Here is a 25335-nt window from a genome sequence, read left to right as displayed (position 1 = left end):
AGCTACAAGTTCGTTTGTAACCATTTAGGATGTTTTGTTACCATTTTATCCAAAATTACTTTGGGGCCAAGCAGTCCTATGCTGATGGCAACGGTAATAACCAGAGCATTTAAGCCATCATAAATTGTTTGGCTTAGTAAAGTAAAAGTAATATGTTGGCTATTCGTTAATGCCACAATCCCACTGGCCATCCGGAATAAATAGACCCCCGGGATCATAGAAACAACGGCAGCGAAGGCCAAGGCAGCGAAAGGCATCCGCTGCTTATAAGCAACCAAGGTCAGCACGATACCTACTAAAAAGCAAGCCAAGAAAGAGGCTGCAGCAATACTGGCACCAAAACTCACTAAAGCTTGCCAGCGCAACATATGCGCAAGTACTCCAACTATCATTGGCCAGACAATTAATTTTAAAGGAGTAGAGAAAAAAATGCTGTACGCTACGATAGCAATTCCCGCTGCGATCATATCTTGCCAAAGAGGGACTATATGGTGCGTAATCGGCTCAACAGGTAAACTTGCTCCCAGCAATGTCGTTCCCAGTAATACCCCCAGAGAAATGCTCACACAGATTAATCCGGCTAAAGTCAAACGCGCAATTCCCAGGTGCAAACGACTATGAATAAAATCCAAAGCGCTATTGAGGAAGTGTGGGCCTGGGACTAATACCATGCAGGGGCATAATGCGACGAGACGTAATGAAGAGCTTAAATGATAATGGACTGCCATCGCTCCAACAATCCCTGCAATTCCGGCGGCTACTAGAGGTTGAACAAACAAATTGGGTGTAATTGTTAGCAAATAACGTCGTGTTACTGCACCTAAAGCAGCACTTAAGAAGATCAAACACGCAGCTGACCATTCATTTAGGCCAAAAATCACACCCAATGCTACTGCCCCCATGGCTGCTGCTAAGGTAAATAACCACGTTTTAGAGGGGGGGTGACGATTAATTTGTAAAAGCGCTTCATAAGCATGTTCTAAGGTGATCGCTCCTTGATAAAAGGCATCTAAGGTTTGGCGCGCGGCAATAACCTTACCCATATGAACACTGGCTGGTTCTGTGACGACAATACACTCAAATCGGGCTCCGCTGGGTTCCGTCACATGTAGCCATAATTCGCCCCATCGTGTTCCAAGTAAGACATTCAGATGCAATACATGCGCTATTTTTTTTACTTCGCGAATTACTTGCGTTGTTGTTTGTCCATTGACAAAAAGCACTTTAGCGAAAGCCAAAATGATCTCCGCTTGTTTTGCAAGAGTGAGTGATTGCGTGCCTGCTGAAGGATTATTTTTTTGAGACATAGGGTGCTACCATTTTTTTCGGATCAACAATACGATCAAATTCTGCCTCGCTAATATACTTTAATTGCAATGCAGCTTCTTTCAAAGAAAGATCATGGTCCATTGCATAATGGGCGATCGCCGAGGCTTTATCGTAGCCAATCACTGGTGACAAAGCGGTGACCAGCATGAGCGAGCGATCTACGAAGGCTTGAATTTGTTGCAAATTGGGCTCCGTACCTTCGATTAAGAATTGGCGAAAATTGGTCATCCCATCTGTGAGTAAGGTAATTGATTGCATGAGATTGTAAATGATGAGTGGCTTATAGACATTCATTTCCAGATATCCTCCTGCCCCTCCAAAACCAATAGCCACATCATTTGCCATCACCTGAACACAAATCATGGTCAGTGCCTCACATTGTGTAGGATTGACTTTGCCTGGCATGATGGAGGATCCTGGCTCATTGGCAGGGATCTTAAGTTCAGCGAAACCGGCACGTGGGCCACAAGACAGGATGCGAATGTCATTCGCGATTTTATATAAAGAAACAGCAAGAGTACGTAAGGTGCCTGATAATTGTACCAGCGCATCATGTGCACCTTGGACGGTGAACTTATTGGGGGCACTGATAAAAGGTAAACCCGTGAGTTTGGCAATGGCTTCTGCCGCTTTTTCTGCGAAATCTGGTGCAGAGTTTAATCCCGTACCCACTGCTGTTCCGCCTAAGGCCAAATGATACACATTGGTTAGGGCAGACTCGAGATGGTGCAGATTATCGGTAAGCATTCCTACATAGCCAGACCATTCCTGCCCAAGCGTCAGGGGCGTTGCATCTTGCATATGGGTGCGTCCAATTTTGACAATGTCTTTCCAGTCTTTCGCTTTAACCTGCATCGCTTTCGATAATGCCTCTAATGCAGGAATCAATCGCTGTTTCATTTGTACTGCGGAAGCGATGTACATTGCTGAAGGAAAAGAATCATTAGAAGATTGTGCCATATTCACATGATCATTCGGATGCACCGGCGTTTTACTGCCTAATGGGGAGCCTGCAATCTGACTGCAACGATTGGCAATCACTTCATTAACATTCATATTAAATTGGGTCCCACTCCCAGTCATCCACACATGCAATGGGAACATATCGTGATGTTGGCCTGACAAAATTTCATCGCAGACCTCTACAATTAATTTTTTTTGTTTGGCATCCAAACGAGAACTGGCATGATTCGCTAATGCTGCAGCTTTTTTTAAAATGGCATAGGCAGTTATCATTTCTCGGGGGATTAAATCATGACCAATACTAAAATGCTGTAGAGAACGTTGTGTTTGTGCTCCCCACAACTTATCTGCTTCTACGGCAATTTCACCCATACTGTCTTTTTCAATACGTGTTACTGGCATGATTGACACTCCTTGTTCATCCATAGCCGCCAAGCTATGGGTATCTAGTCTTTCATTCTACTCTCATAAGTAAATCAGTCATCCCAATATGGGGATCGATTTTATGTTGGCAATGTTCACTGGCTGGACTCCTGCTTGTACAGCAAGGAATCCAGCTAGTGTTCCCTGCAGCAAGATTACTTTGTTGCAGGCCTAATTTAACGCCAATTTGGTATTTTCATTGAGTGATAATTTTCGGGTCCTTGATAAGTCAAAGCAACTGATTCCGGAAATAATGATGAAACAACACCACTATTAATAAAGCCACCAGTACTAAAATCCAAGGGTAAAGTCTTACTCGCATCGATGGAGTAAATCCAGGTTGCGCCGCCATCTTGGCTATTGGCTACCAGGGGATATTGAATCGAGTTGCCGAAATATAACCCGCTTGCGATACAGCGTGATCCAGAGCAATGCACACGAAGAAAAGTACCAATATCAGTAAATCCTGAAGGTAAGTTCTTGTTCTTTGCAATTGTGTAAGTCCAGGTGGTCCCCCCATCTAGGCTGGAGGCTAATAAAGGATAAAGGATAGAACCGTCGGAATATTGTCCCCCCGCGACACAATTTAACCCCGAGCAGTTCACAGTGAAAAAGAGACCGCCATCAGCAAAACCTGCAGGCAAATTCTTACCTTTCTCAATCGTGTAAGTCCAAGTCGCGCCACCATCTTGGCTTGAGGCTAATAAGGGATATATAGCAAGGCCATCGGAGTATTGCCCTCCTGCGACACAAGTTAATCCCGAGCAGCTCACACCGTAAAAAATACCGGAACCAGTATAGCCTGTAGGTAAGGTTTTGCTCTTGTCAATCACGTAAGTCCAACTGGCTCCCCCATTCTGGCTATAGGCTAATAAGGGATATTTAATAGAGCTGTCAACATATTGTCCGCCTGCAACACAATGTAATCCAGAGCAACTCACACCATTAAAAATTCCGGAACCAGTATAGCCTGAAGGTAAGGTTTTGCTCTTGTCAATTACGTAAGTCCAGCTGGTTCCTCCATTCTGGCTATTGGCCAACATAGGGTATTGAGTCAAAAGGTTATCGGTATAAAACCCTCCTGCGACACAGTTTAATCCTGAGCAACTCACCGTGCCAAGATTACTAAAATCAGAAAATCCAGAAGGTAAGTTTTTGCTCTCGTCAATCACGTAAGTCCAGGTGGCCCCGCCATTTTGGCTGTTGGCTAATAAGGGATAAAGCTTAGAAGAACTGCCGATATATTGGCCCACAGCGTTACAATTTAACCCAGAGCAACTTATACTTTCAAAATTAGCGAGTCCAGAAAATCCTGAAGGCAGAGTCGAGTTCTTATCCACCGAATAAGTCCAGGTTTCTCCGCCATTTGGACTGTAGGCTAATAAGGGGTAAAAGATAGATCCGTCGACATAACTCCCTCCCGCGATACAATTTAATCCTGAGCAGCTCGTAGTGAAAAAAGCACCTAAATTAGTTAGTCCTGAAGGCAAGTTCTTGTTCTTCTCAATCACGTAAGTCCAAGTGGAGCCTCCATTTTGGCTGTTGGCTAACAAGGGGTAAAGGATGGCACCATCGGAGTATTGTCCTCCAGCCACTTCAGGGGCTAAAAAAGTTGATTGTTTTACATTCAAAGGGGTATCAGCAGTGGTACAGCTATTTCCTTTACACAAAGCGAAAGAAGACTTCACCGGTTTTGAAATGCTAAGTAGCAGAGTACAACTACTACCGGCTGTTAAGATAATTTGATTTTGGCAATAGGCAGGGTTCGCATTTGTGACTTGAGTCACAGAAGCAGGCAGTCCTTGTATCCTATAGCCTGAACGCGTGGATGAGGTCTTATTGGTAATGGTGTAATAGGCATAAACCGTCTCGCCAGAATAAATAGAGCTTGGGAATACAGGGCCGTTCATGGGCGTAATGCTAAAATTTGCTGCAGCATAAACGAGTGAACCAGGCAGGGCACTGCATAGGGCTAACGCCAAAGATAAGTGCTTAAGATGGTATTTGTTGTTCATAAAAAACGTCCTCTGTTTCATGAGTCATTAGATAAATTAAGCCACGTAAGACAGCTGTACAATGAACTGATTGGCATAAGTGTGCGCTGTACTTAATGCAAAATCTACCGGGGCTTTGTATTGTTTGAACACCACTTGCCCTTCATCAAGAGAGGCTTTACCGAAATCGGAGAAACGATATCCCACACCAAAGCGCATTTGTTGGTTGATTGAGGTATCGACCCCAATACCCAAAGTGTAAGAAAAAGCGGATTGGGTATGATCATTAAAAGTGGGGGTGATATTGATGCTGCCTGTTTCTTCGGTGGTGGTGCTAAATTCATTGGCGTTATTAAAAGCAGCCCCTAATCCAACAGAAAGGTAAGGAAAGAACTGATGCGGGGTCCCTAAGGTCAGCTCGGTGGTAGTAAAGAGTTTCGCTACAGCCAGTACTTGTTGTGTTTGAATACGCCAAGAGTAGTGGTAAAACGTACTGGTATCTGGCTCGATACCTGCCGCATTTAGACCCTTGATGCGCACATTACCGAAGTAGTCGTATTCAATACCCGCTTGCAGAAAAAGACCATGGTGGGGAAGCTGATATTCAGAGCCAAGAAATCCCCCCACGAAACCCGTGGTTTGATTATTCTTTTTGCTGAAATAAATGAACTGCTCGTCATCCGTTCCGCTAAAAGATTGAGTCGAATTTGTTTTCACATCAAGGCCGGCAACACCGCCAAAGAGAGTAACGACCGGATGGAAACCTTGGGCTGGGGGTATTGAGCCCATGCTGCCGGCGCTGGCAAGACAAGACAGTGAAAGGCAACTGACCAAGCTAAAAAAAAAGCTCCTTGCTGACATAATTTTGGTCCTTTTATGAAATAGTAATGTTGATTGGTTTAGAAATAAATGTGTCCATTAAATGAAGTGGTTTTGAGTTTCAGCTGTTGCTCTGGATGCTGCAATTAGAAATATTAGAGCAGGATAATACATCATTTTCAATATATTAGCGGTAATCCTTTAATTAAAATAATTTGCTCTGGTGCAAACAAAAAATTGGCTAAAGCTCCACGATAAAGCGTCTATGATCATTGATTTTAAGTGCTTTATTGATTGTGATAACATGATCTTAACTATTGGTATGGATAATAGATGCAACCGTTTTAAGAGTACATTTTTTAAACGAGATGATGGCACATTGCACCAAAGGAGTCATTGCAAATCATTTTTTACAAGGAGTTTAACGGTCGTGAAACGATTTAACATCGCATTTGGATTGATTATAAGTATTTTTTCTGGGGGGGCATTAGCCGTTGAGCCAGTAAAATTGATGATCTCGGAAGTGAAACACGATGTTTCGGAACCATTAAAAAGTATGGCTTCGACTGTCCAAACAGTTCAACCATCACGCTACATCGTTCCTATGTATAGAAAACCACTAAAACTGAAGCCGATAGAAGCTAATTTTATAGACGAGGCGATTCAACCTAATACAGAGTTGCCTCTAGTGACAAGCCCTGGTCTTAGTTTTTTAGGTTTAGGGGCGGGCTTTTCAAACTTTCAACCTCAAGTTTCTCCTCCAGATCCTAATGCCTCAGTAGGCTTGACGCAAGTTGTGCAGTGGGTTAATACAAGTTTTGCTATTTTTGATAAAGCGACTGGAAACCTCATTATGGGGCCAACAGCAGGCAATGCATTATGGGCTGGGTTTGGGGGGCCATGTGAAAATCAGAATAGTGGCGACCCTATTGTAAAATATGACCAACTCGCTAATCGCTGGGTTATGACCCAATTTGCGATTCAAGACAAACAACATCAGACGCAATGCATTGCGGTTTCCACTACAGCGGATGCGACGGGGACATATTATCGCTATGCATTTGATTTTGGCACCAACTTTAATGATTATGGGAAGTTGGGCGTTTGGCCAGATGCTTATTATATGATGTTAGTCATGTTTCCCAACGAACCTCTTGAAGACCTCAGCCCTACGTTACCTACTCAGTCAGGGCCTGCTGCCTGTGCATTTGATCGTTCAAGCATGTTAGCTGGGGCTCCAGCAACGATACAATGTTTTCAACCACAACCAGAGGCAGGGATCTTCCTCCCCTCCGATCTTGATGGGAGAACACCTCCTCCTAAAGGCGAGCCAAACTATTTTGTCGGGCTGCTTCAGGATGCAAATGGGGTTACATCGCGTAACCACCTGGCAGTATGGAAGTTCCATGTGGATTGGCAAAATCCGAATAACAGCCGTTTTTGGGGGCCTACTGCACTGAGAGTGAAACCGTTCAACCCAACTATATGCAATAAAACCCCTGATAATGTAGATGGTGATTGCGCCGTGCAACAAGGAACGAATGCGAAACTTGAGGTGGTATCCGACCGACCGATGTATCGATTGGCTTATCGTAATTTTGTTACGCATCAATCCTTAGTTTTTAATCATGTTGTTCAAGTTGGCAATCAAATTGCGGCCACCCGTTGGTATGAACTCAGGGTAAATTATAGAGGCAACTTAGTTGTTCATCAGCAAGGTACATACACTCAACCTGATGGAAATGGGCGCTGGATGGGGAGTATTGCAATGGATAAACAGGGAAATATGGCATTAGGCTTTAGCGTCTCTGGCCCCGCACTGTTCCCCTCCATTCATTATACTGGGCGTAGACATTACGACCCACGTGGTATGATGCGTGGTGAACAGATCATTATGAATGGCGGTGGACATCAATTACCGTCTATAACAGGTAGGAGCAACCGTTGGGGGGATTACAGCAGTATGGCCATTGACCCGAGTGATGATTGCACGTTTTGGTATACCAATGAGTTTTTGCAGGCATCGGGAAGTAGAAACTGGAGTACTCAGATTACCTCATTCAAGTATCCAACGTGTAAGTAGATTCTAATTTTTAGTAAAGAGACAGCATGAAGGACACCTCATGCTGTTTCGTTCAGAATGAACGGTTTAATTTTTAACTTTCCGAACGGTTAACCCATGTTACAAAGCGTTTTGCCTGCTTAATCCATAACTCGGGATAGAGTAATGTAAAATGGCCATGTGAAGACGCTGTCCCCTTTTGCAAAATCCATCGCCCGTGTTTTACTTGATTCATTAAAGCGGGCATACGATAAAATTCAGGTGAATTTAAAGCATCATCAGTGAAATCTAGAGCAAATACCTTTGTTTTAATCATAGATAACAAAGGTTCTGGATTATAGTCTCTGGAGGCTGACATCACATAAATGATGTCGTTCGCGTCTTTTTTCGTGCTCTCCATGATTGCTGAATGGATGTAATGAGTTGCTTCCTTCACAGTGGGGATAATCTGCTGCATATGAGCAACCCCGTCAACCATCATCGTAACTAATGGCCAAATAGCTTTTACTCCATAAGGAGGAGTCTTATAATTTCCATTGTTCCAAGAGGGGTCATTTTTTATGCTGTTAATGACGATTTGTCGCCAAAGCAAATTTCGTCCATCAATGATTCGCGGGAGGCATACAATAGGCATAATCCCATCCATAAATTCAGGATATAATTGACTCCATATCCAGCTGTGCATGCCTCCCATAGAAGTACCGACAATCATTTTTAAATGGGAAATTTTTAAATGGTCAGAGACTAACTGATGCTGCAGTTCGACCATGTCCTGATAATTATAATTGGGGAATTGCATCCGTAAGCCATCACTGGGTTTACTTGATTGTCCTTGGCCAATGTTGTCTGGAAAAATTAAGAAATATTTGTTTGCATCAAAAGGTTTTCCTGGAGCCAATAATGCCTGTTTAAAACGCGCAAACAATTCACTACCACTGCCTCCGGTCCAATGCAAAAATAAAACCGCATTCGTTATTTCACCTTGACTGTTTATTTGGGGCGTGCCCGCAATGATATAATGGAGGCGAAGATGAGTTAATGTTTGGCCATTTTTAAAAGCATACTTAGGGAGAATAAAATGACTTTCTTTATACCCAACTATGCCTTGTGTTTTGAATGCAGGATGCATGGTATTTATTTTTCCATAAGTTGGTTGTAATTGAAAAATAAGGTAATGCCAAGGGATATTTATTTTCCCTCATTTGAATGCTTTCATTTTGATTCATTGTTATTGTTGTATCAAATCAAATAACTCTTGTCTTCAATTATCGCTATTTCCCAGAATGATTGATGTTATCAATAATTCTATCTCATGCTCTTTTCCTTATGTTTTGTCTAGAAAAATTTAGTGCACCATTATAAGATGTACTTCTGTCGAGTAGCCAATCCTGTGGGCAAAAATGATTTCAATGTTTGCAATTCCCAATTGTGATACGGTAAAAAAAGCACGTACGTTTTTAGAAAACAATAAAATTGCTTATGAGTTTATTGATTTAAAAAAAATTCCACCAACCAAAGCTCAAATACAAGCATGGGGTGAGTATTTAGGTGAACTTCCTGTCAACAAAAAGGGAACGACTTACCGAAAATATAAAGACAATTATGAGGCATTGAATATGGCGGAAAAAGTGGATTTTATTATCGCAAATCCGTCACTCATCAAGAGACCGGTTTTGGTACAAAATGGCAAAACGATCGCATTGGGCTTTGACGAAAAACAGTATAGAGCGCTCATCATAAACTCTTGAGGATAAATTGAACGCACGTTGTTGATGCATGGAGGCAGGGTTTTTTTCATTATGGAGGATGCAAGCGTGTTGTTAAATAGAACATTTAAATGGATAGGGGCAAGTTTCTTTTTCGCTTTTTTTTCATTAAGTTTTGCTGGGAAAAATAGTGGAGTTGAGCCCGCGGCGGTTATTACGTTTAATAATCCTGCGAAGTTGATTGTTTACTCCGCATATAAAACAATTACGCATCTGGATAAGCCACTTGATAAACTATTAAATTTGGCCATGAAATCAATCACAGAAGCCGATTCTCCTTCCACAGATTTCGATTATCTTAATTTGAAATTCCAAGCGAAAAAACAGGAAATAGCGCAGGTGTTGTACAAATCAAGGATATTGATGCCCCCACTTTTTCGTTATGAAATAGGTATTGAAATTAAAGAGGATGGATTTGGAAATCATGTAATGTTTGACGTGCCGTCAATCGATTTTTCTGTCTTGCTGCTAGGTAATATCCGCTCTGTAAATAGTGCAAATAACGCGATGAATCAGTTAGCCGTACTCATCCAAAAGATAGAGAGTTTGTTGCCCTCTGATACGTCAATGAGTCAATTAAATAAATTTACCAAGCCACAGGTTTTGCAGCATCCGAGTGTAAATGAAATGAGTCGCCTAACGATAATGCACGCAGAAGATGGTCGGGCTATTTTGAAGACCCTCATCGCACTTCAGCAGAATATGAAAATGGAATTACAACAACTGGTTGATCTGGCACAACTTGCCGCAAACGGTACACATACTGAACAGGAGCTGGAGGTGTTAGATAATGAATATGGACAAAAGTGTTGGTCCGTGTTTATGAGTACGTTCTCAGATGAGTATAATCCCCTTAAAAATATTAAATTGTTTCATGATATTACTTTAAATTTCGAAATGAATGGTAAAACTCGTGAGTACTTCTTCCCCCAAATCGATTTAGCGACATTAAATTTAGATACCGATAATATTCTTGATATTGAGGCATCGGCTATCTCAATACGTCATATAATATTTGCGATGACATGGATAATGGACTGGTCAATTACAGGTACCACTCGCTTATCAGAAATAGACAACCATAGTCCATTTAAAACCATATCATTACTCCATTTAGACCCTAGATTGATGGTGTTGTTAGAGAAACATTTCGGAACTCAGCATTAGGAACCAGCAAGCAATCAGCGTGCTGTTTATAAGCTATGATAAAGATTATGAACAATAAAACGAATACCAATCCAGGATACGGGTATGCCATTCTTTCTGCTGTACTGTTTGGTGCGGCGACACCAGCGGCTAAATTTTTATTAGACAAGATTGCTCCATTATTGCTAGCGGGATTACTTTATCTTGGGTCTGCGGTGGGTTTATTCATTATATTTTTCTTTCAACGATACGTAACTAAATCAAAAGCAAAAGAGGCATCTTTAAGATCCAGTGACATACTCTGGCTTAGTAGTGCCGTAGTGCTTGGAGGGATTTTGGGGCCTGTTTTTTTGATGTTAGGATTAGTGAGACTTCCTGCAGCATCTGCCTCATTATTGTTAAATCTCGAATCGGTATTTACAGCCATAATTGCATGGTTTGCATTTAAAGAACATGTTGATCGCAATATAGCTTTAGGCATGATGTCTATTGTGATTGGAAGTTTTATGCTGTCATGGAAAGGGAGTTTAACTTATCAAGGTTTTTCAGGTCCTTTACTTATCGCCGGAGCGTGTATGTGTTGGGCAATGGACAATAACCTAACAAGAAAAATCTCTGCCGCTAATCCCTTGCAAATCGCAATGATCAAAAGTCTCATTGCTGGATTAACCAATACAACAATTGCTATGGTTTTCGGAGCTATACTACCCGCATCGGTGTTTATAATTTCTGCAGGAATCGTGGGGTTTTTAGGCTATGGAGTCAGTTTATTATTGTTCATTCTAGGATTACGCCATATTGGTACGGCCAGGACTGGAGCTTATTTTGCAATGGCACCGTTTGTTGGTGCCGGATTTGCAATTATTTTTTTAAATGAGTCAGTGAGCTTGCAACAGATTCTTGCATTCCTTTTCATGGGGATTGGAATTTGGTTGCACCTTTCAGAGTATCATTCACATGCTCATCAACATGAAGTAATGGAACATGAGCATCGACATACACATGATGCGCATCATCAACATGAGCATCAACCCACAGATCCATCTGGTGAACCTCATACTCATTGGCATAAACATAAGCCGTTATATCATACTCATCCCCATTTCCCGGATATTCATCATCGACATAAACACTAGATTCAATACTCCGCTTACAAAAGGATTTCAACCCTTGCATTTGGGAATAAATTGAGTCGGTGGATAGTTTTTTAAGGGGAACAACACTAGCGCAACAAGTACTATGTTTACGGTGATGCCATGCAAAGACACTTGATGTAGAAGTTGCGAGGATTACAGCCAGTGTAGACTGGGAGCTGTATCCCTCAGCTACAAAAATTTTTATTGTAATGTATATCTTATCGAAGATAATATCCCCTGCTCCGATTGAATCAGATCGACACCCTCTCCACGCATGGCTTGTAATACGTGTTGCAATGTAAGGAATTGTTCACTAAGTTGAATAAACAAATCTGCCGTATGCTTTCCTTCTAACTCACTGATAGTGAGGTAAGCTGCTTGCCCCATTCCAGAGAAATACTCAAGGCTGACATGGCGTCTCTTGGCAATTCCTGGGAATAGCCCACAAAAAAGTAAGCTTTTATCACCCACATCCCGTAACAATTCCATTTGTAAGTTTTTTGGTCGATGCATGGACTCCAGAAAATCAAGGGCAACAACCGATTCAATCAATTTAGGCCCTTGAGCGAAACGCATTAATAAAAATACCAAATAACTTTCAGTATTCTCAGTTAGTATCAATTGAGTTGCGGCTTGCGCCTCATTAACCAATGCATGCCATTGGCTAATATCAGTGGGATGTAAAATTAGTTTTTTCATAATTACTCCCTATTTTTAACCCCTCATTATTATTTTAGCAGTTAAAAAATAATTGGTAGATTAAAGAGCAGTAATTTGTAGCGTTATCGGTTATAGCCTGGTTACGTGTAAGCCGCTGAATCTTCGATACATCTCGAAAATCAGTTCTCGGGTTTATCTCAGGAGGCAAGGGAGTTGCTATGTAAACCACACCCCGCGGGATCCAGGCAAAGATCGATGGGCAGCGGTAATAGCCAGGATATAAGTGCAGTTTACTGCTAAAATACAATAAGCAGATAGGTTTTAGCTGCTTATTGATGTATAATGTCAAATCTATGAACAAACACTCAGCTTTTTCCTTCAAAGGTTATTTATGATTGATCAGATTCGCAATATCGCCATTATCGCCCACGTTGACCATGGTAAAACCACGCTAGTAGATAAATTACTGCAACAAACAGGTACGCTTAATGAGAGAGCACCTAAAGTTGAACGCGTGATGGATTCCAATGCTTTAGAAAAGGAGCGGGGCATTACCATTCTTGCAAAAAATACTTGTGTGTATTGGAAAAATCATCAAATTAATATTGTTGATACCCCGGGACATGCTGACTTTGGTGGTGAAGTAGAGCGTATCTTATCAATGGTTGACAGTGTATTGTTGTTGGTTGATGCCGTGGATGGACCAATGCCTCAAACACGTTTCGTGACCCAGAAAGCTTTTGCGCGGGGGTTAAATCCTATTGTGGTGATTAATAAAATTGATCGTCCCGGAGCACGGCCTCATTGGGTTATGGATCAAGTTTTTGATCTTTTCGATAATTTGGGTGCCACAGATGCCCAATTGGATTTTCCTGTTGTTTATACTTCTGCCTTAAATGGTTACGCTAAATTAAATTTGGAAGATGAAGCGACCGATATGAGTGCTTTATTGCAGACCATTATCGATAAAGTAGAAGCGCCTAAAGTGGATGCGGATGGTCCTTTCCAAATGCAAATCAGTTCTTTAGATTATTCCTCTTATGTAGGGACAATTGGTATAGGCCGCATTACTCGCGGACAAATTAAAGCAAAATCTGCAGTGAAGATTATTGATAAAGATGGCAATATTCGCTCAGGTCGCTTATTGCAATTATTAGGCTTTAAAGGGCTTGAACGAGTTGAAGTGGAAGAAGCCAGTGCTGGTAATATTATTGCGATTACCGGTATTGAGGGCATCAAAATTTCCGATACGATTTGTGATCCTAATATTGTTGAAGGATTACCCGTGCTTTCGGTTGATGAGCCAACAATTAGCATGACCTTCCAAGTAAATGATTCACCTTTTGCAGGTCAAGAAGGAAAATTTGTTACTTCGCGCAAAATTCGGGAACGTTTGGAAACGGAATTATTACATAATGTGGCGTTACGGGTTGAAGATTGTGATGATCCAGACAAGTTTCGTGTTTCTGGTCGTGGCGAATTGCATTTATCTATTCTGATTGAAACAATGCGTCGTGAGGGATATGAATTAGCGATCAGTAAACCAGAAGTAATTATTCGTGAAGTCGATGGGGAACAACAAGAACCTTATGAACATCTAACGGTAGATGTGGAAGAAAATCATCAAGGCTCCATTATGGAAAAATTGGGTGAGCGTCGTGGTGAATTACAAAATATGGTTCCCGATGGCAAAGGTCGCGTACGTCTTGACTATATGATTCCTACTCGCGGTCTTATCGGTTTTCATAATGAATTTTTGTCCTCTACCTCTGGTACTGGGTTAATGTACCATGTTTACGATCATTATGGTCCAGCTATTAAAGGACGCATAGGAAAGCGAGCTAACGGGGTGCTGATTGCTAATTGTCAGGGCATGGCTCGAGGTTTTGCGCTATTTAATTTGCAAGAGCGTGGTAGATTATTTGTTGAACCGCAAACCGTGTGTTATGAAGGGATGATCGTTGGAATTCATGCTCGTGATAATGATTTGGTGGTGAATGTTACGAAAGAAAAACAATTAACCAATATCCGTGCCTCCGGTTCTGACGAAAACATTATATTAACTCCTGCCGTCAAGTTAACTTTAGAGCAGGCTTTGGAATTTATTGATGACGATGAATTAGTTGAGGTAACTCCTGATTCTATCCGGTTACGAAAAAAATCATTGAAAGAACATGAACGAAAAAAAGCATCAAGAACAGCAAATATTGAAGAATAAAGTTCAATTCAAACGGACCATCTTGTATGCACGCCAGCACAGGGCGAATCAAGGGGTGAATGAAACCTTATATCGTTTGATTGATTTTTTGCAAAAACAAAATGTTCAAGTCTATCAAGATATCGACACGGCTACGGGATTTGAGGTGAAAATCCCGGTCCTAGCCAGAGAAGATATGGGTGAAAAAAATGATTTGATTATCGTTGTTGGCGGTGATGGAAGTCTGCTCTCAGCAGCCCGTATGGCAATTAAGGTCGATACGCCAGTCATTGGGATTAACCGAGGACGCTTAGGATTCCTCACCGATATTCTGCCTCATGAGTTGGAGTCCCAGCTGAGTGCGGTTTTAACGGGTCATTATGAAGAAGAAAAACGCTTTCTTCTCCATACGCGGATATACGATGAAGACCATACTTATTTTGAAGGTGATGCCCTCAATGATGTGGTTTTAGGTCGTGGAAGGGAAACACATCTGGTAGAATTTTCCGTATACATCAATCAACAATTGGTCAGTCATTACCGCTCTGATGGGATGATTTTATCAACACCCACAGGCTCGACGGCCTATGCTTTATCTGCAGGTGGTCCAATCATGCATCCGCACTTGAATGCCATCGTTTTGGTGCCTATGTTTTCCCATAGCTTGAGTTCACGTCCATTGGTTATTGATGGAGAGGCTAATATTGAACTGCATATCAGCCAGTTTAACGAATCTGATTTGCGAGTAAGTTGTGATGGTCATGAGTCAAGAATGGTAAAACCTGGACAAAAGGTCATGATTCAAAAAAATGGCCACCAATTACGACTGTTGCATCCTCTTGATTATCATTATTATGATACATTACGATCAAAGCTTGGTTGGGAATCCAAACATCAAGGATAGAACATGCTCACTACTTTGTGCATTGAACAGTTTGCGATTGTGCAGCACCTGGAGTTAGATTTTACTCAAGGGATGACCGCTTTCACGGGTGAAACTGGTGCGGGTAAGTCGATTATGATCGATGCGTTGATGTTGGCATTAGGTGATAGAGCAGATGCTTCAGTGATTCGGCCTGGTCAAGAAAAATGTGACATCACTGCAGGATTTTTTGTGGGGCAAGGTTCTGAACCGGCCCTATGGTTAGAAGAGCATGATGTTCCATGCGATGATGGTGACATTTATTTACGGCGAGTGATTTATGCCGAAGGCCGCTCCAAATCTTATATTAACGGCCAACCTTTTCCATTACAAAAGGTAAAAGAGTTAAGTGAAAAACTGGTCCATATTCACGGACAACACCAGCATCAAACATTGATGCATCATACAACACATCGTCAACAGTTAGATCAATATGGCAAGAACCAGCTCTTGCTGGAAGAGGTGGCTCGGCTCTATAAACAATGTCAAAAAATTCAGCAAGAAATTGATGTATTGCAGGGGCAGGAGCAGCAAGCGGATAGGATTGCATTATTACAATTCCAAATTGAAGAATTATCTGCGTTGAATTTGCATGAAAATGAAATTGAAACGTTGTATCAAGAACATCAAATGCTGCATCACGCTAAAGAGTATTTGCAAAAAAGTCAGCAAATACATGGATTATTGAATTCCGAAGATGAGCCTAACCTTTGTACTGGCTTAAATCAGATTCTGCAGCTCCTAAGTCAATTACCAACAGAACAAGCACCGATTAAAAATACATTTGAATTAATTAATGGTGCATTGATTCAATGCGAAGAAGCAATCGATGAAATGCAGCAATTTGTGGATCGTGTCCATCTGGATCCTGAACGGTTACATGAAATAGAAACGCGGATGAGTGTACTCCACCAGCTCGCTCGTAAATATCATATTGATAGCAGCCAACTTCATGAGCATGCATCGAACTTGCAAAAAGAGCTAGATACTTTGCAAGACAGCGAGAGCAGATTGGCCCAATTAAAAATAGAACATCGTCAGCTGGTTGCCGCCTATGAAGAAGCTGCCCTTAAATTAAGAAAAGAGCGGCAAGGACAAGCAAAAAAATTGGCTAAGGAAATTACAGGCAGCATTCAGCAGCTTGGTATGCCTAAAGGCTGGGTAGAAATCGAAATTACTCCACTAGAAAAAATGCAGGTTCATGGCATGGATAAAGTGGAATATAAAGTATGCACTAATCCGGGTATGGAACTCGATTCGCTCAGTAAAGTAGCTTCAGGCGGTGAACTTTCTCGAATTAGCTTGTCCATACAAATGATTACTGCCCAACAGGGGACAACACCTACTTTATTGTTTGATGAAGTGGATGTAGGTATTGGTGGTGCTACAGCCGCCCTAGTAGGTCAGATGCTTCGTAAATTAGGTGAACGGTTACAAGTGTTTTGTGTCACACACCAACCACAGGTTGCCGCCTCAGCGCATAACCATTTTATGGTTGAAAAGCGAAGCGATAATAAAGAAACCTTTACCAGGATTTCCTTGTTACAGTCTGCTGAAAAAGTTGATGAAATTGCGCGTATGTTGGGAGGCTTGACCATAACAGAGCAAACGCGTTCTCATGCTAAGGAATTATTACTACAGAGTAATTAAATCGATCTGCCTTGTCGCCTGGGGATAGCGTCGCAGATCCCTGGCTGCAATAAGTCAATTAATAATTTTTAATAAAAATGATATTGATTTCCACCCGCATATTTAGCGGTATACATTGCACTATCCGCTTTTTTCATTAACTCAGTAATATCATGCCCATGTTTAGGATAGGTAACAATGCCAATACTGGCTCCAATTTGCATGGATTGGTTGCAAATAATGATGGGCTTTCTGATGATTTCCAGGGTTTTCTCCGCAACAATCCCTGCGTCTTGAGGTGCTTTGATTTCTGTGAGCACCAGAATGAACTCATCGCCTCCTGTACGTGCAAGCAGATCACTAGCACGAAAGGATTTATTTAATCTTGATGTCACTTCTTTAAGCAGATTATCGCCTACATCATGACCAAATGTATCATTAATATTTTTGAACTTATCAAGATCAATAAACAGAATCGCAAAAATGCGCTCATACCGTTTAGCAAGGGCAAGTGTCTTTATTAATTGTTCATACAAAAGCTGACGGTTGGGTAAACCCGTTAAGATATCATGATAAGCGAGATAGCGAATTTTCTCCCTGTTTAGTATCTGTTCATTGATGTCTTCTACTTGAACAATAAAATATAATGGGGCACCCGTTTGGGTATTGCGCAAAATAGATCGGGTAATTTCTACCCAGGCAAAGCTCCCATTGTTACGGATGCGTTTTTCAATTTGATAATAACGATCTTTGCCTTCAATCAGGCGCTGTATTGGATTACTCTCGTTTACTAAGTCATCAGGATAGACAATATCATCCAGGCTTAATTTTTCTAACGCTTCCTTTTTATAGCCGGTGAGCTCACAAAGTGCACGGTTTACTTGTAAAAATTGACCATCTAACGATTGGATAGCCATACCTATTGGTGCGTTGTCCATAATGGAGCGGAGTCGTGCTTCACTTTCTCTTAGCATGTGCTCTGCTTTTTTGCGCTCAGTAATATCTACAACTTGCGCAATAAAATATAACGGGTCATCTGTGTCACTATCACGAACAAGTGAGCGAATTGCCAATACCCAAATAATCGTTTCATCTCTACGTACGTAACGTTTTTCAAGTTGATAAGAAGCAATTTTGCCAGCCAGCAATTCGTGTACTTTTAATGCATCAATTGAAAAATCTTCAACATAAGTGAGCTGTTTATAATTCATCCGTTCAAGCTCGTCTTTATCGTAACCCGTAATTCTGCAATAAGCAGGATTAATATCTAATAATTGACCATCAAGTGAGATAGTGACAATCCCTGCTGGCGCATGCTCGACTATGTTTCTGAGATAAGCTTCATTGGTTTTTAGGGTATTTTCAGCCTCTTTACGCAAGGTAATGTCTTCTACTTGGGCAATAAAATAAAGTGGATTATTCGTGGAATCATCTCTTAGGAGTGAGCGAGTGACTTGTACCCATATAATTTTACTATCTTTTCGGAGGTAACGTTTTTCAAGCCTATAGGAGTTAATTTTTCCTTCAAGTAATTGCTGCACATTATAGTTATCTACTGCGAGATCATCATCCAAGCTCAATACTCTATAATTCATGCCTTCTAACTCTTCCTTGAAATAACCAGTAATCTCACAGTAAGCGGGGTTAACTTGCAATAGCTCCCCGTTAATAGACATAGTTACAATGCCGGTGGGGGCATGTTCAATGATATTCCGAAGATGTTGCTCCGTTTGCAGAAATACGTGTTCAGGGGTATTCTCTGCAGATCGGCGTGAGTCTTCGGAATTTTCATTTCTTTTTGCACACATTTATTTTCGTGCGTCCCCAAATTTATGGTAACTGTTTAAAGCCCACCTGCCCACACTGGCCGTTGTAGAAATAGTCGTAAAGGTACAATGGTCGTCGACCGGTATTCACGAAGATTTGGCCGCTCGTTGTACTATCAATCCATTGCACTACAGTAGGAGTTGCACTATTGCTCGGGGGATTACCGTCAACTGCGCTAAAATGGTATTGCATTGCTGGTGTAGTTAATGCCCCCATTAAAATCGCCATATTTATTCCTGCAGGCACCTCATCTCTTGAGTTATAAGTTCCTGCTGGCCATTGGGCTTTGGGCAAGTCTATGAACATCGAGTCAATGCCGACATCGAGAAGCGCTGTGCCACAGAACTGATTGGGCAGCGGAGAGTTGGGAAAACTGTAACACCCGGCCTGAGGATAAAAGTCTCCCGGCACGCTTGGGTTAGGTGTTAATTGGACCACATTGTATTGATTATTGGTAGTAATTCCCAGAGCTAATCCTGTAGCGGTCATACCATCATTTGGGGTGAGGTAATAACCTGGACTTAGATTGGTTCCATTTTGTGCATTGGTTAAATGAAGAAAAGCATTAGCCGTAGGCGAGTTAAATAAATCTCCAGCGGTAGTACTGTTTCGGTTAAAACCAACACCCAGGTAATGCAGATCGGGCAAGGGTGGGTTTGAATAGCACGACCTGGTGGTGGGGCCACTACAGTAGGCTTTGTCAATTCCAAGAACCATAATAGGGTAAGTTTGCACTGTTCCATTGGCTGTTTTTACTCTTACCGGTGCAAGGTAGTAATTTCCTGAATAAGTATTGCCACTGCTATCATAATATTTAACACCCGGTGCCCCTGGGCCGATTACGCTAGGATTTCTAGGAAGCTCATCGCTCGGAACAATAACTCCCAAAGAGCCCGTATCAATCGTGAAATGAGTAAGAGTATCTGTTGCCGACGTCACATTGTAGCCTACATCAGCCATTATCTGTAAGGCATTCGGTAGTGTTTGTACTAATGGTACTTGATAACTTGTACTGCCATAAGTACACGGTGGCGTATTTTGTTTTAGCACCTGGGTTACTCCAAGCGCGGCACCATTATTGGTACTATCACTAATCCAAGCATTGATCGAAATGTTGTTCGGAAATGCTTGGCCACTGTAGGCAAAAGTTACTGATCCAGTGCTTGTCGTTGTTGATGTTGGCGCAATCACTCCGTCTGGTGCACCATAAACATCCACATGGATTGGGTTGCTCTCGCTGGGAATAATTGGCTTTCCTTGCGAATTACACATGGTCATACTGATTGTAAATTGCTGTGAGGGGTTTGGGGTATTACCAATAGGATTGTTAACTTGGGTTACTGTTGGCGTAAAAGCAATTACATCCGCCTGGCATGTCGGCGGTGTCAGCGGAATAATTGCTGCTTTGGTGTTACTCACCGAAAAGAGGCAATATCCATTGCCTTGCAATTGACAACCTGAGAGCGCATAGCCTGGTGTATTTATTTTGATCCCAGCTTGTGGATAAGTATGATTGGGTATGGTTGTAAGAATACTTAATGTTAAGGCTGAAACATTATAATTTTGACACGAAACAGCTCTTTTTCCGTTTAAGCATAGGGTAAGATTCACTTGGGCTGGAATCCCTGTTGCAGAAACATTAAAAAACGTACTCCCTCCAGAGTAAACGTTGTGACACCCCATCAATGCAAACGCAACGACTATATCCCTTAAATATTTTATCATCATCAGTTAATCCATAAACTATAAGTTGAGTTAAAAAGTAGTTGGTCCCATTCAGTTTTTTCGCATAGCTACTTTCTCAGCATTAAGTACTTACTAGGGAGTTTTCACTGAAAGAATCTTGACATAAATAAAAGAGTTTGTAACTACAACTGATGTGACTTAGCAGAAATTGATTTGATTTGATTTCGATGCCAACTCTTTTTGTAAGCATCCATGCTGGGTTTTTGACAAGCAGGCGCGCATGATATGGGCTGTTATTTGCCTAAAGGCCAATGATGTGAACAGCTGGCTTTATGATGAATGACATAAACCAACTAGACTCAGCCAAATAGCGTTTAGGCACTGGTGAGCAACACAAGAAAATGCCGGCAAATCACTGATGAATTATGGGATCAGGTCAATAGTTTATAGTGGATTATATTCTTAAAAATGACTGGTTATTAGTTATCATCCTCTGGCGATATCCAGTTCTATTTGGTCTATAATTTAGTACGTAGTCTATTTATAAGCACTTCCCCTATCAAACAACATGGAATGAGTTGATTATGTCAAATAATGATCCTGCGTCACAGAAACCGATACTAACGAAATCAGTACCCTATGAAGGCATTACTACATTCTTCAGATCGGAGTACACACGAAATCTCCAAGGTGTAGATCTTGCCGTTTATGGAGTCCCCTTTGATTTAAGTACTTTCAATCGCTCAGGTGCACGATTTGGACCTCGAAGCATTCGAGATCTTTCATGCTATCTAAGTATACTTGGGACTTGTTGGCCCCATACCTATCGATTAAATGAAAAATTTAAAATTATTGATTATGGGGATATTGGCTTTTATCCTGGTCAAATTAATCATATGTTGGAAAACGTTGAAGCCGCTATCAGTGAACTGTGCTCACACGGTATTTTTGCCTTGGGATTGGGGGGTGATCACTTAGTTGCTTATCCCGCTATAAAAGCGCTGGCAGGTCAGCATGGAAAGCTATCATTAATCCATTTTGATGCACATACCGATACAGTTCAAATGCCTCATTTGACTCATGGAAGCATGTTTTATTACGCAGCTAAAGAGGGACTTATCGATCCTGAGTCTTCTGTTCAAATTGGCATTCGTACCAGTGTTCCAGAAACCCCCAAATTACATGTAATTACTGCAAATCAATGTTTCCAAATGGAGAGCCAAGGTGTAGTAGAACAAATAAAAAGAATAGTTGGCGATCGAAAATGTTATATAAGCCTTGATGTGGATTGCATGGATCCTGCATTCACCCCTGGTACAGGAACTCCCATGCCCGGTGGATTATCCTCTGCAATGCAGCGAGAAATTTTATGGGGCCTAGTGGGATTGAACATGGTTGGCGGGGATGTTGTTGAGGTATCTCCGCCCTATGATGTAGCTCAAACAACTGCTTTAGTAGGTGCCACCGTTGCGATAGATATGCTACATATTCTCGGTGATGCAAAATTACGCCTTGGTTAAAGTGCCCGCTGCGTTATCCATCCCCGATGGGCCTATAACCATGACAGTTCGACATGGTTATAGGCCTAATGAAATGGCAACACAGCACAAATTGTCAGCGAGTCGGCTCATGGCATGGCATTTTCTAAGCTAAGGATGGGCCTTTTCTAGTGGACTTAAGCCCTATATTATTACGGTTTTAATGCGTCACCTAGTGAAATAAAATGATAGCCATGCTCTTCAAACATATGCAATAAGTCATCTAAAAAATAACTGTTTAGTAAATTTGCATGGATAAGTAAGACTTGTTTTCCAGGAGTATTTTTTTCAGCAGTTAATGTTCGTTTCCAAACATATTCAAGATAACGTGTTTTAAAATCAGTTATCGAGGCAGATGGATTTTGTTTCAGGCGTGTAACTAATTCTACGTTAAACTCAAAGTCTCTACTGTCAATTGTGACTGGGGCAACAATATAATGATTCTCATTGAGATAGTGACGAATAACACTTTTCCGCCACAATTTACCTTCAGAAAGGTATGGGTAACGAAAGTATTTAGGCTTTGACATATAATGGGTTAGAATTACATCTGCTTTAATCAAATCATCAATGTATTTTTCGCAAGAAACATGCTTTAAATTCAAATGGGAATAAGTATGATTTCCCAACTCTAATCCATTTTGTTGAAACAGTTTAAATTGCGCTACGGTTTCTTGGTTGACTCGGTTGCCAATGATAAACGCGATTGCAGGAACTTTATGTTTCACAAGGCTATGGACCATCTGTTCAATGGCCTGGGGGGGCGCATCAACTAGAGGCAAATCATCAATGGTAATTACAATGTCACGTTGTTGTGCACAGCAAATACCAATAAATAGAAAAAATAAAGCGATACTGTGAGGTAGAATTTTTTGCAACAGATTCCTCCAAAAGCTTATTTGAGCTAACAACATCATATTCAATTCATAGTGTATAAATGACTTAGACAATGAATTGAAGGATCTCAATTTTAGTGCATTATTACTTATATAAGAACACAAGTCATTTGCTTTATAGCCAAATTAAATTGTGGGTTTAACTGACATCTAAGATTTTGATGCCTTTGTTTTCCTCGATTGAATAGGATAATTCAGTTCGAGTTGCCGTCGTCCCTATAGAAAATCCAGTGAGTTGTTTTGTAGAATAAAAAAATGAAAGTAAGGAATGTGACTCAAATTCCCAACCCTACCAATTGAGTTGATAGGGATTTTTAAAGAAAGAAAATGCATTAAATTGCATTAACGCGCTCTGGTAAGTCTGCAATAAATTCTTGTGTTGCAGTGAGCTCATCTTCTTGTAGCGCAAATAATCGATGTTGATTATAAACAGGATTCATTTTTGCCTTCGCAAGTACGCTCGCTAATGAGGAACCATTTGTTTGGCGAATTTCTGTTTTCAAGTTCTCGAGTGCTGCTTTTTTCTCTCCAGCAATTTCATCGCCAAGCCAAACCGTATCTAAATGCTTTCTTTGATATTTTTCAATCAGAGAAACAGTATGTTCAGTCTGCCATTCTGCCGATGGACGTTCTACATCTTGGGCTAATTTGACTTCTACTTCTTTTTCAATACCTAATTGTTTATTCAATGCTTCTGCCAGAGTAAGTATCTTGGGTTGCGAGGGGGCATCACCAGAGACGGAAGGATTCATTTTACTTGCCAAACAATCCCAACCTGCGGCGAGAAAATACAAAGGTGAAGCCAGAACTTTGAGCAGAAAAGTTGGAATATCTGCGTTTTGATGGTCTGCTTCAGAACCTAGACGCTCTTCCAATAATGTTTTTGCTTTTTGATTCACGCCAACAAAATAATGAGCATCTTCGAAGCCCTCACAGATAATTGCTACAAGTGCAGACACTATTTGAGGCACCCCGGGCATGCGATCTGAAGTGAGTGCAACACTCACTAAATGCCCCAGAAAAAGCAGGATGCGTAGTGGTGTAATCGTTAATTTTAATAGGAGGCGGAATGGGTTAAGTAGCTGCAACCAATTCTCAGTATTCCATACCTGGGCGAATACATCAGCGATTCCCTGGTATGTGCGCTGGAATATATTGGTATTTTTTTTGGCATCCGTATCTGCATCTGGAGCGGTGGCCTCATAGACCATTTCCAGGGATTCTAATGAGTTTTGTATGTTAAAAAATATAGCGGATAATCCAGTAATGATGGGATTAATCACGCCCATAACAAAACTGGGCATTCTTTTCATCCACTCAAATAAAGGACGTGCACTGGTCGCTACAGTCCACCAGGTACCTGCGGTACAAACAGTAAGTGCAATGGCTAAGCTTACTAAAAGAACAGCCATGGCAGTCATAAATAGATTACGAACTGTTAGGCCTTGGTTCAAATCATTGCGAAGTCGAGTATACCATTTGCTGAGGGTATCATTGTTAATGAGATCGGTAACTGTATTATAAATCAACATTCCATAAGCAGCCCCAGCAACAATAGCCATGGGCACAATGAAAATGGGCCAAAAAGCAAAGGGGATGGCGGCTATCAAAGGAATCACGCTAAAGGCTTCAACAATGAGGTAGGTGCTACCAAGTCCCATAAATGTTGCAGCGAGAAGACTAAACCCTCTAACAATCTGAAATGTGGACTGGCGTTTTTGTAAACGTGCTTGCCATTCATTTTGTTCATGGTCTTTAAGCCATTGACTTAATTCTTCAGTGTAAGCCGATTGTTTTTTCTTTTCTTTGGTTGTAAATAATTGCAAGGCGAACCATTTTTCCATATCCGCGAGTGTTTTTTCTATTTGTTTTTTGCGTTTTCTGCTCTCTTTATTGAGTGGTTTATGATTAAACTCACTGAGCAGTTTGAGTTGGATATCATAATCTCTGAAAAATTGAGGGGTTTCCTTAGAATCAAGATGTTGAGGGAAATGCTCCAGCAAATATTCTTTGGCCAAGTGATTCTCTAAGTAATTTTGTTTAAATAACTTTTTAAAAGCCCCTTTAATATTTTGTAAATATATTTCACCCTCATAGGCTACTGAAAGGCCAAAAGTAGCAAATGCTAAAAATAAAGCAGGATATAATGCATACATCCCTCCAAAACTTAAAAAGCCAAGAATTAAACTAGCTCCTACAGTAAGGGAACCCAGAGCAAGGTAACGAGGAATTTTTTTCAACTTTTTTTTATTTACTGCCATTTATTTGCTCAGCTAATGGATTGGGCTTAAAACTGTATCTCAAATGAAAATGATTATCAATAGCGAAAAGATTAAAAATAA

At 41.1% G+C, this 25335-nt stretch carries 18 protein-coding genes; 8 read left to right on the top strand and 10 right to left on the bottom strand.

From position 1 onward, the window contains the following. Window positions 1–2: 2 nt before the first annotated feature. The 4 genes from OQJ26_RS09115 to OQJ26_RS09100 form a co-directional block, all read right to left on the bottom strand. A complete protein-coding gene (locus tag OQJ26_RS09115; RefSeq protein WP_265703546.1) occupies window positions 3–1307 on the bottom strand; it encodes a threonine/serine exporter family protein in 1305 nt (434 codons plus the stop codon). Continuing rightward, window positions 1291–2694 (bottom strand): class II fumarate hydratase, encoded by a 1404-nt coding sequence (fumC, locus tag OQJ26_RS09110; RefSeq protein WP_265703545.1) that lies wholly within the window; start codon window positions 2692–2694, stop codon window positions 1291–1293. The genes OQJ26_RS09115 and fumC overlap by 17 nt, the downstream gene beginning before the upstream one ends. Before the next feature lie 197 nt (window positions 2695–2891). Further along, window positions 2892–4730, bottom strand: a complete 1839-nt coding sequence (locus OQJ26_RS09105; protein ID WP_265703544.1) for a beta propeller repeat protein — start codon at window positions 4728–4730, stop codon at window positions 2892–2894. 36 nt (window positions 4731–4766) lie between these two features. Continuing rightward, window positions 4767–5570 carry an outer membrane protein gene (locus OQJ26_RS09100; RefSeq protein ID WP_265703543.1) on the bottom strand — a complete coding sequence of 268 codons (804 nt, stop codon included), beginning with the start codon at window positions 5568–5570 and terminating at the stop codon, window positions 4767–4769. A 388-nt stretch (window positions 5571–5958) separates the two neighbouring features. On the opposite strand from OQJ26_RS09100, the gene OQJ26_RS09095 reads away from it, so the two are divergent. Further along, the gene (locus OQJ26_RS09095) at window positions 5959–7611 is read left to right on the top strand and encodes a hypothetical protein (protein ID WP_265703542.1); all 1653 of its coding nucleotides are present in this window, start codon (window positions 5959–5961) and stop codon (window positions 7609–7611) included. Window positions 7612–7684: 73 nt separating this feature from the next. On the opposite strand, the gene OQJ26_RS09090 is transcribed toward OQJ26_RS09095, so the two are convergent. Further along, window positions 7685–8719: an alpha/beta fold hydrolase gene (locus tag OQJ26_RS09090; protein ID WP_265703541.1), complete on the bottom strand. Its 1035-nt coding sequence runs from the start codon at window positions 8717–8719 to the stop codon at window positions 7685–7687. Between the two features lie 271 nt (window positions 8720–8990). Here OQJ26_RS09090 and OQJ26_RS09085 point away from each other — a divergent pair, with 271 nt between their 5' ends. From OQJ26_RS09085 to OQJ26_RS09075, 3 genes are all read left to right on the top strand, one after another. Further along, window positions 8991–9338 carry an arsenate reductase family protein gene (locus tag OQJ26_RS09085; protein ID WP_265703540.1) on the top strand — a complete coding sequence of 116 codons (348 nt, stop codon included), beginning with the start codon at window positions 8991–8993 and terminating at the stop codon, window positions 9336–9338. Between the two features lie 66 nt (window positions 9339–9404). Then, complete coding sequence (locus tag OQJ26_RS09080) at window positions 9405–10523, top strand: hypothetical protein (RefSeq protein ID WP_265703539.1); 1119 nt, start codon at window positions 9405–9407, stop codon at window positions 10521–10523. A gap of 47 nt (window positions 10524–10570) precedes the next feature. Further along, the gene (locus OQJ26_RS09075; RefSeq protein ID WP_265703538.1) at window positions 10571–11638 is read left to right on the top strand and encodes a DMT family transporter; all 1068 of its coding nucleotides are present in this window, start codon (window positions 10571–10573) and stop codon (window positions 11636–11638) included. Window positions 11639–11839: 201 nt separating this feature from the next. Here OQJ26_RS09075 and OQJ26_RS09070 read toward each other — a convergent pair whose 3' ends face one another. Next, on the bottom strand, window positions 11840–12337 hold the full coding sequence (locus OQJ26_RS09070; protein WP_265703537.1) for a hypothetical protein: 498 nt from the start codon (window positions 12335–12337) through the stop codon (window positions 11840–11842). A 352-nt stretch (window positions 12338–12689) separates the two neighbouring features. Here OQJ26_RS09070 and typA point away from each other — a divergent pair, with 352 nt between their 5' ends. The 3 genes from typA to recN are packed head-to-tail and all read left to right on the top strand — an operon-like array spanning window position 12690 to window position 17067. Next, window positions 12690–14516 carry a translational GTPase TypA gene (gene typA, locus OQJ26_RS09065; RefSeq protein ID WP_265703536.1) on the top strand — a complete coding sequence of 609 codons (1827 nt, stop codon included), beginning with the start codon at window positions 12690–12692 and terminating at the stop codon, window positions 14514–14516. Further along, window positions 14473–15399 (top strand): NAD(+) kinase, encoded by a 927-nt coding sequence (locus OQJ26_RS09060; RefSeq protein ID WP_265703535.1) that lies wholly within the window; start codon window positions 14473–14475, stop codon window positions 15397–15399. The genes typA and OQJ26_RS09060 overlap by 44 nt, the downstream gene beginning before the upstream one ends. Before the next feature lie 3 nt (window positions 15400–15402). Next, a complete protein-coding gene (gene recN, locus OQJ26_RS09055) occupies window positions 15403–17067 on the top strand; it encodes a DNA repair protein RecN (protein WP_265703534.1) in 1665 nt (554 codons plus the stop codon). Between the two features lie 68 nt (window positions 17068–17135). On the opposite strand, the gene OQJ26_RS09050 is transcribed toward recN, so the two are convergent. Both OQJ26_RS09050 and OQJ26_RS09045 read right to left on the bottom strand, forming a co-directional pair. Then, window positions 17136–18854 (bottom strand): sensor domain-containing protein, encoded by a 1719-nt coding sequence (locus tag OQJ26_RS09050; RefSeq protein WP_265703533.1) that lies wholly within the window; start codon window positions 18852–18854, stop codon window positions 17136–17138. 22 nt (window positions 18855–18876) lie between these two features. Further along, entirely contained in the window at window positions 18877–20601 is a 1725-nt protein-coding gene (locus OQJ26_RS09045; RefSeq protein ID WP_265703532.1) for a hypothetical protein, read from the bottom strand. A gap of 542 nt (window positions 20602–21143) precedes the next feature. Between OQJ26_RS09045 and speB the strand changes: the two genes are divergently transcribed. After that, on the top strand, window positions 21144–22079 hold the full coding sequence (gene speB / locus OQJ26_RS09040) for an agmatinase (protein WP_265703531.1): 936 nt from the start codon (window positions 21144–21146) through the stop codon (window positions 22077–22079). Window positions 22080–22249: 170 nt separating this feature from the next. Here the strand turns inward: speB and OQJ26_RS09035 are convergent, their stop codons facing one another. Further along, complete coding sequence (locus OQJ26_RS09035; protein WP_265703530.1) at window positions 22250–22975, bottom strand: polysaccharide deacetylase family protein; 726 nt, start codon at window positions 22973–22975, stop codon at window positions 22250–22252. Window positions 22976–23325: 350 nt separating this feature from the next. Next, a complete protein-coding gene (locus OQJ26_RS09030) occupies window positions 23326–25254 on the bottom strand; it encodes a hypothetical protein (protein WP_265703529.1) in 1929 nt (642 codons plus the stop codon). Between the last annotated feature and the right edge of the window lie 81 nt (window positions 25255–25335).

The sequence above is a fragment of the Legionella sheltonii genome (assembly GCF_026191355.1).
GTDB lineage: Bacteria > Pseudomonadota > Gammaproteobacteria > Legionellales > Legionellaceae > Legionella > Legionella sheltonii.
Note: the sequence above shows the minus strand (reverse complement) of the source record. Positions and strands in the feature narration are given on the sequence as shown.

Bases quoted from the DNA above. Each gene is read 5' to 3' on its own strand.
- OQJ26_RS09060 (WP_265703535.1), top strand. From the start codon at position 14,473: ATGAACGAAAAAAAGCATCAAGAACAGCAAATATTGAAGAATAAAGTT.
- recN (WP_265703534.1), top strand. From the start codon at position 15,403: ATGCTCACTACTTTGTGCATTGAACAGTTTGCGATTGTGCAGCACCTG.
- OQJ26_RS09030 (WP_265703529.1), bottom strand. From the start codon at position 25,254: ATGGCAGTAAATAAAAAAAAGTTGAAAAAAATTCCTCGTTACCTTGCT.
- OQJ26_RS09105 (WP_265703544.1), bottom strand. From the start codon at position 4,730: ATGAACAACAAATACCATCTTAAGCACTTATCTTTGGCGTTAGCCCTA.
- OQJ26_RS09050 (WP_265703533.1), bottom strand. From the start codon at position 18,854: ATGTGTGCAAAAAGAAATGAAAATTCCGAAGACTCACGCCGATCTGCA.
- OQJ26_RS09070 (WP_265703537.1), bottom strand. From the start codon at position 12,337: ATGAAAAAACTAATTTTACATCCCACTGATATTAGCCAATGGCATGCA.
- OQJ26_RS09075 (WP_265703538.1), top strand. From the start codon at position 10,571: ATGAACAATAAAACGAATACCAATCCAGGATACGGGTATGCCATTCTT.
- OQJ26_RS09085 (WP_265703540.1), top strand. From the start codon at position 8,991: ATGATTTCAATGTTTGCAATTCCCAATTGTGATACGGTAAAAAAAGCA.
- OQJ26_RS09090 (WP_265703541.1), bottom strand. From the start codon at position 8,719: ATGCATCCTGCATTCAAAACACAAGGCATAGTTGGGTATAAAGAAAGT.
- fumC (WP_265703545.1), bottom strand. From the start codon at position 2,694: ATGCCAGTAACACGTATTGAAAAAGACAGTATGGGTGAAATTGCCGTA.
- speB (WP_265703531.1), top strand. From the start codon at position 21,144: ATGTCAAATAATGATCCTGCGTCACAGAAACCGATACTAACGAAATCA.
- OQJ26_RS09045 (WP_265703532.1), bottom strand. From the start codon at position 20,601: ATGATGATAAAATATTTAAGGGATATAGTCGTTGCGTTTGCATTGATG.
- OQJ26_RS09100 (WP_265703543.1), bottom strand. From the start codon at position 5,570: ATGTCAGCAAGGAGCTTTTTTTTTAGCTTGGTCAGTTGCCTTTCACTG.
- OQJ26_RS09115 (WP_265703546.1), bottom strand. From the start codon at position 1,307: ATGTCTCAAAAAAATAATCCTTCAGCAGGCACGCAATCACTCACTCTT.
- typA (WP_265703536.1), top strand. From the start codon at position 12,690: ATGATTGATCAGATTCGCAATATCGCCATTATCGCCCACGTTGACCAT.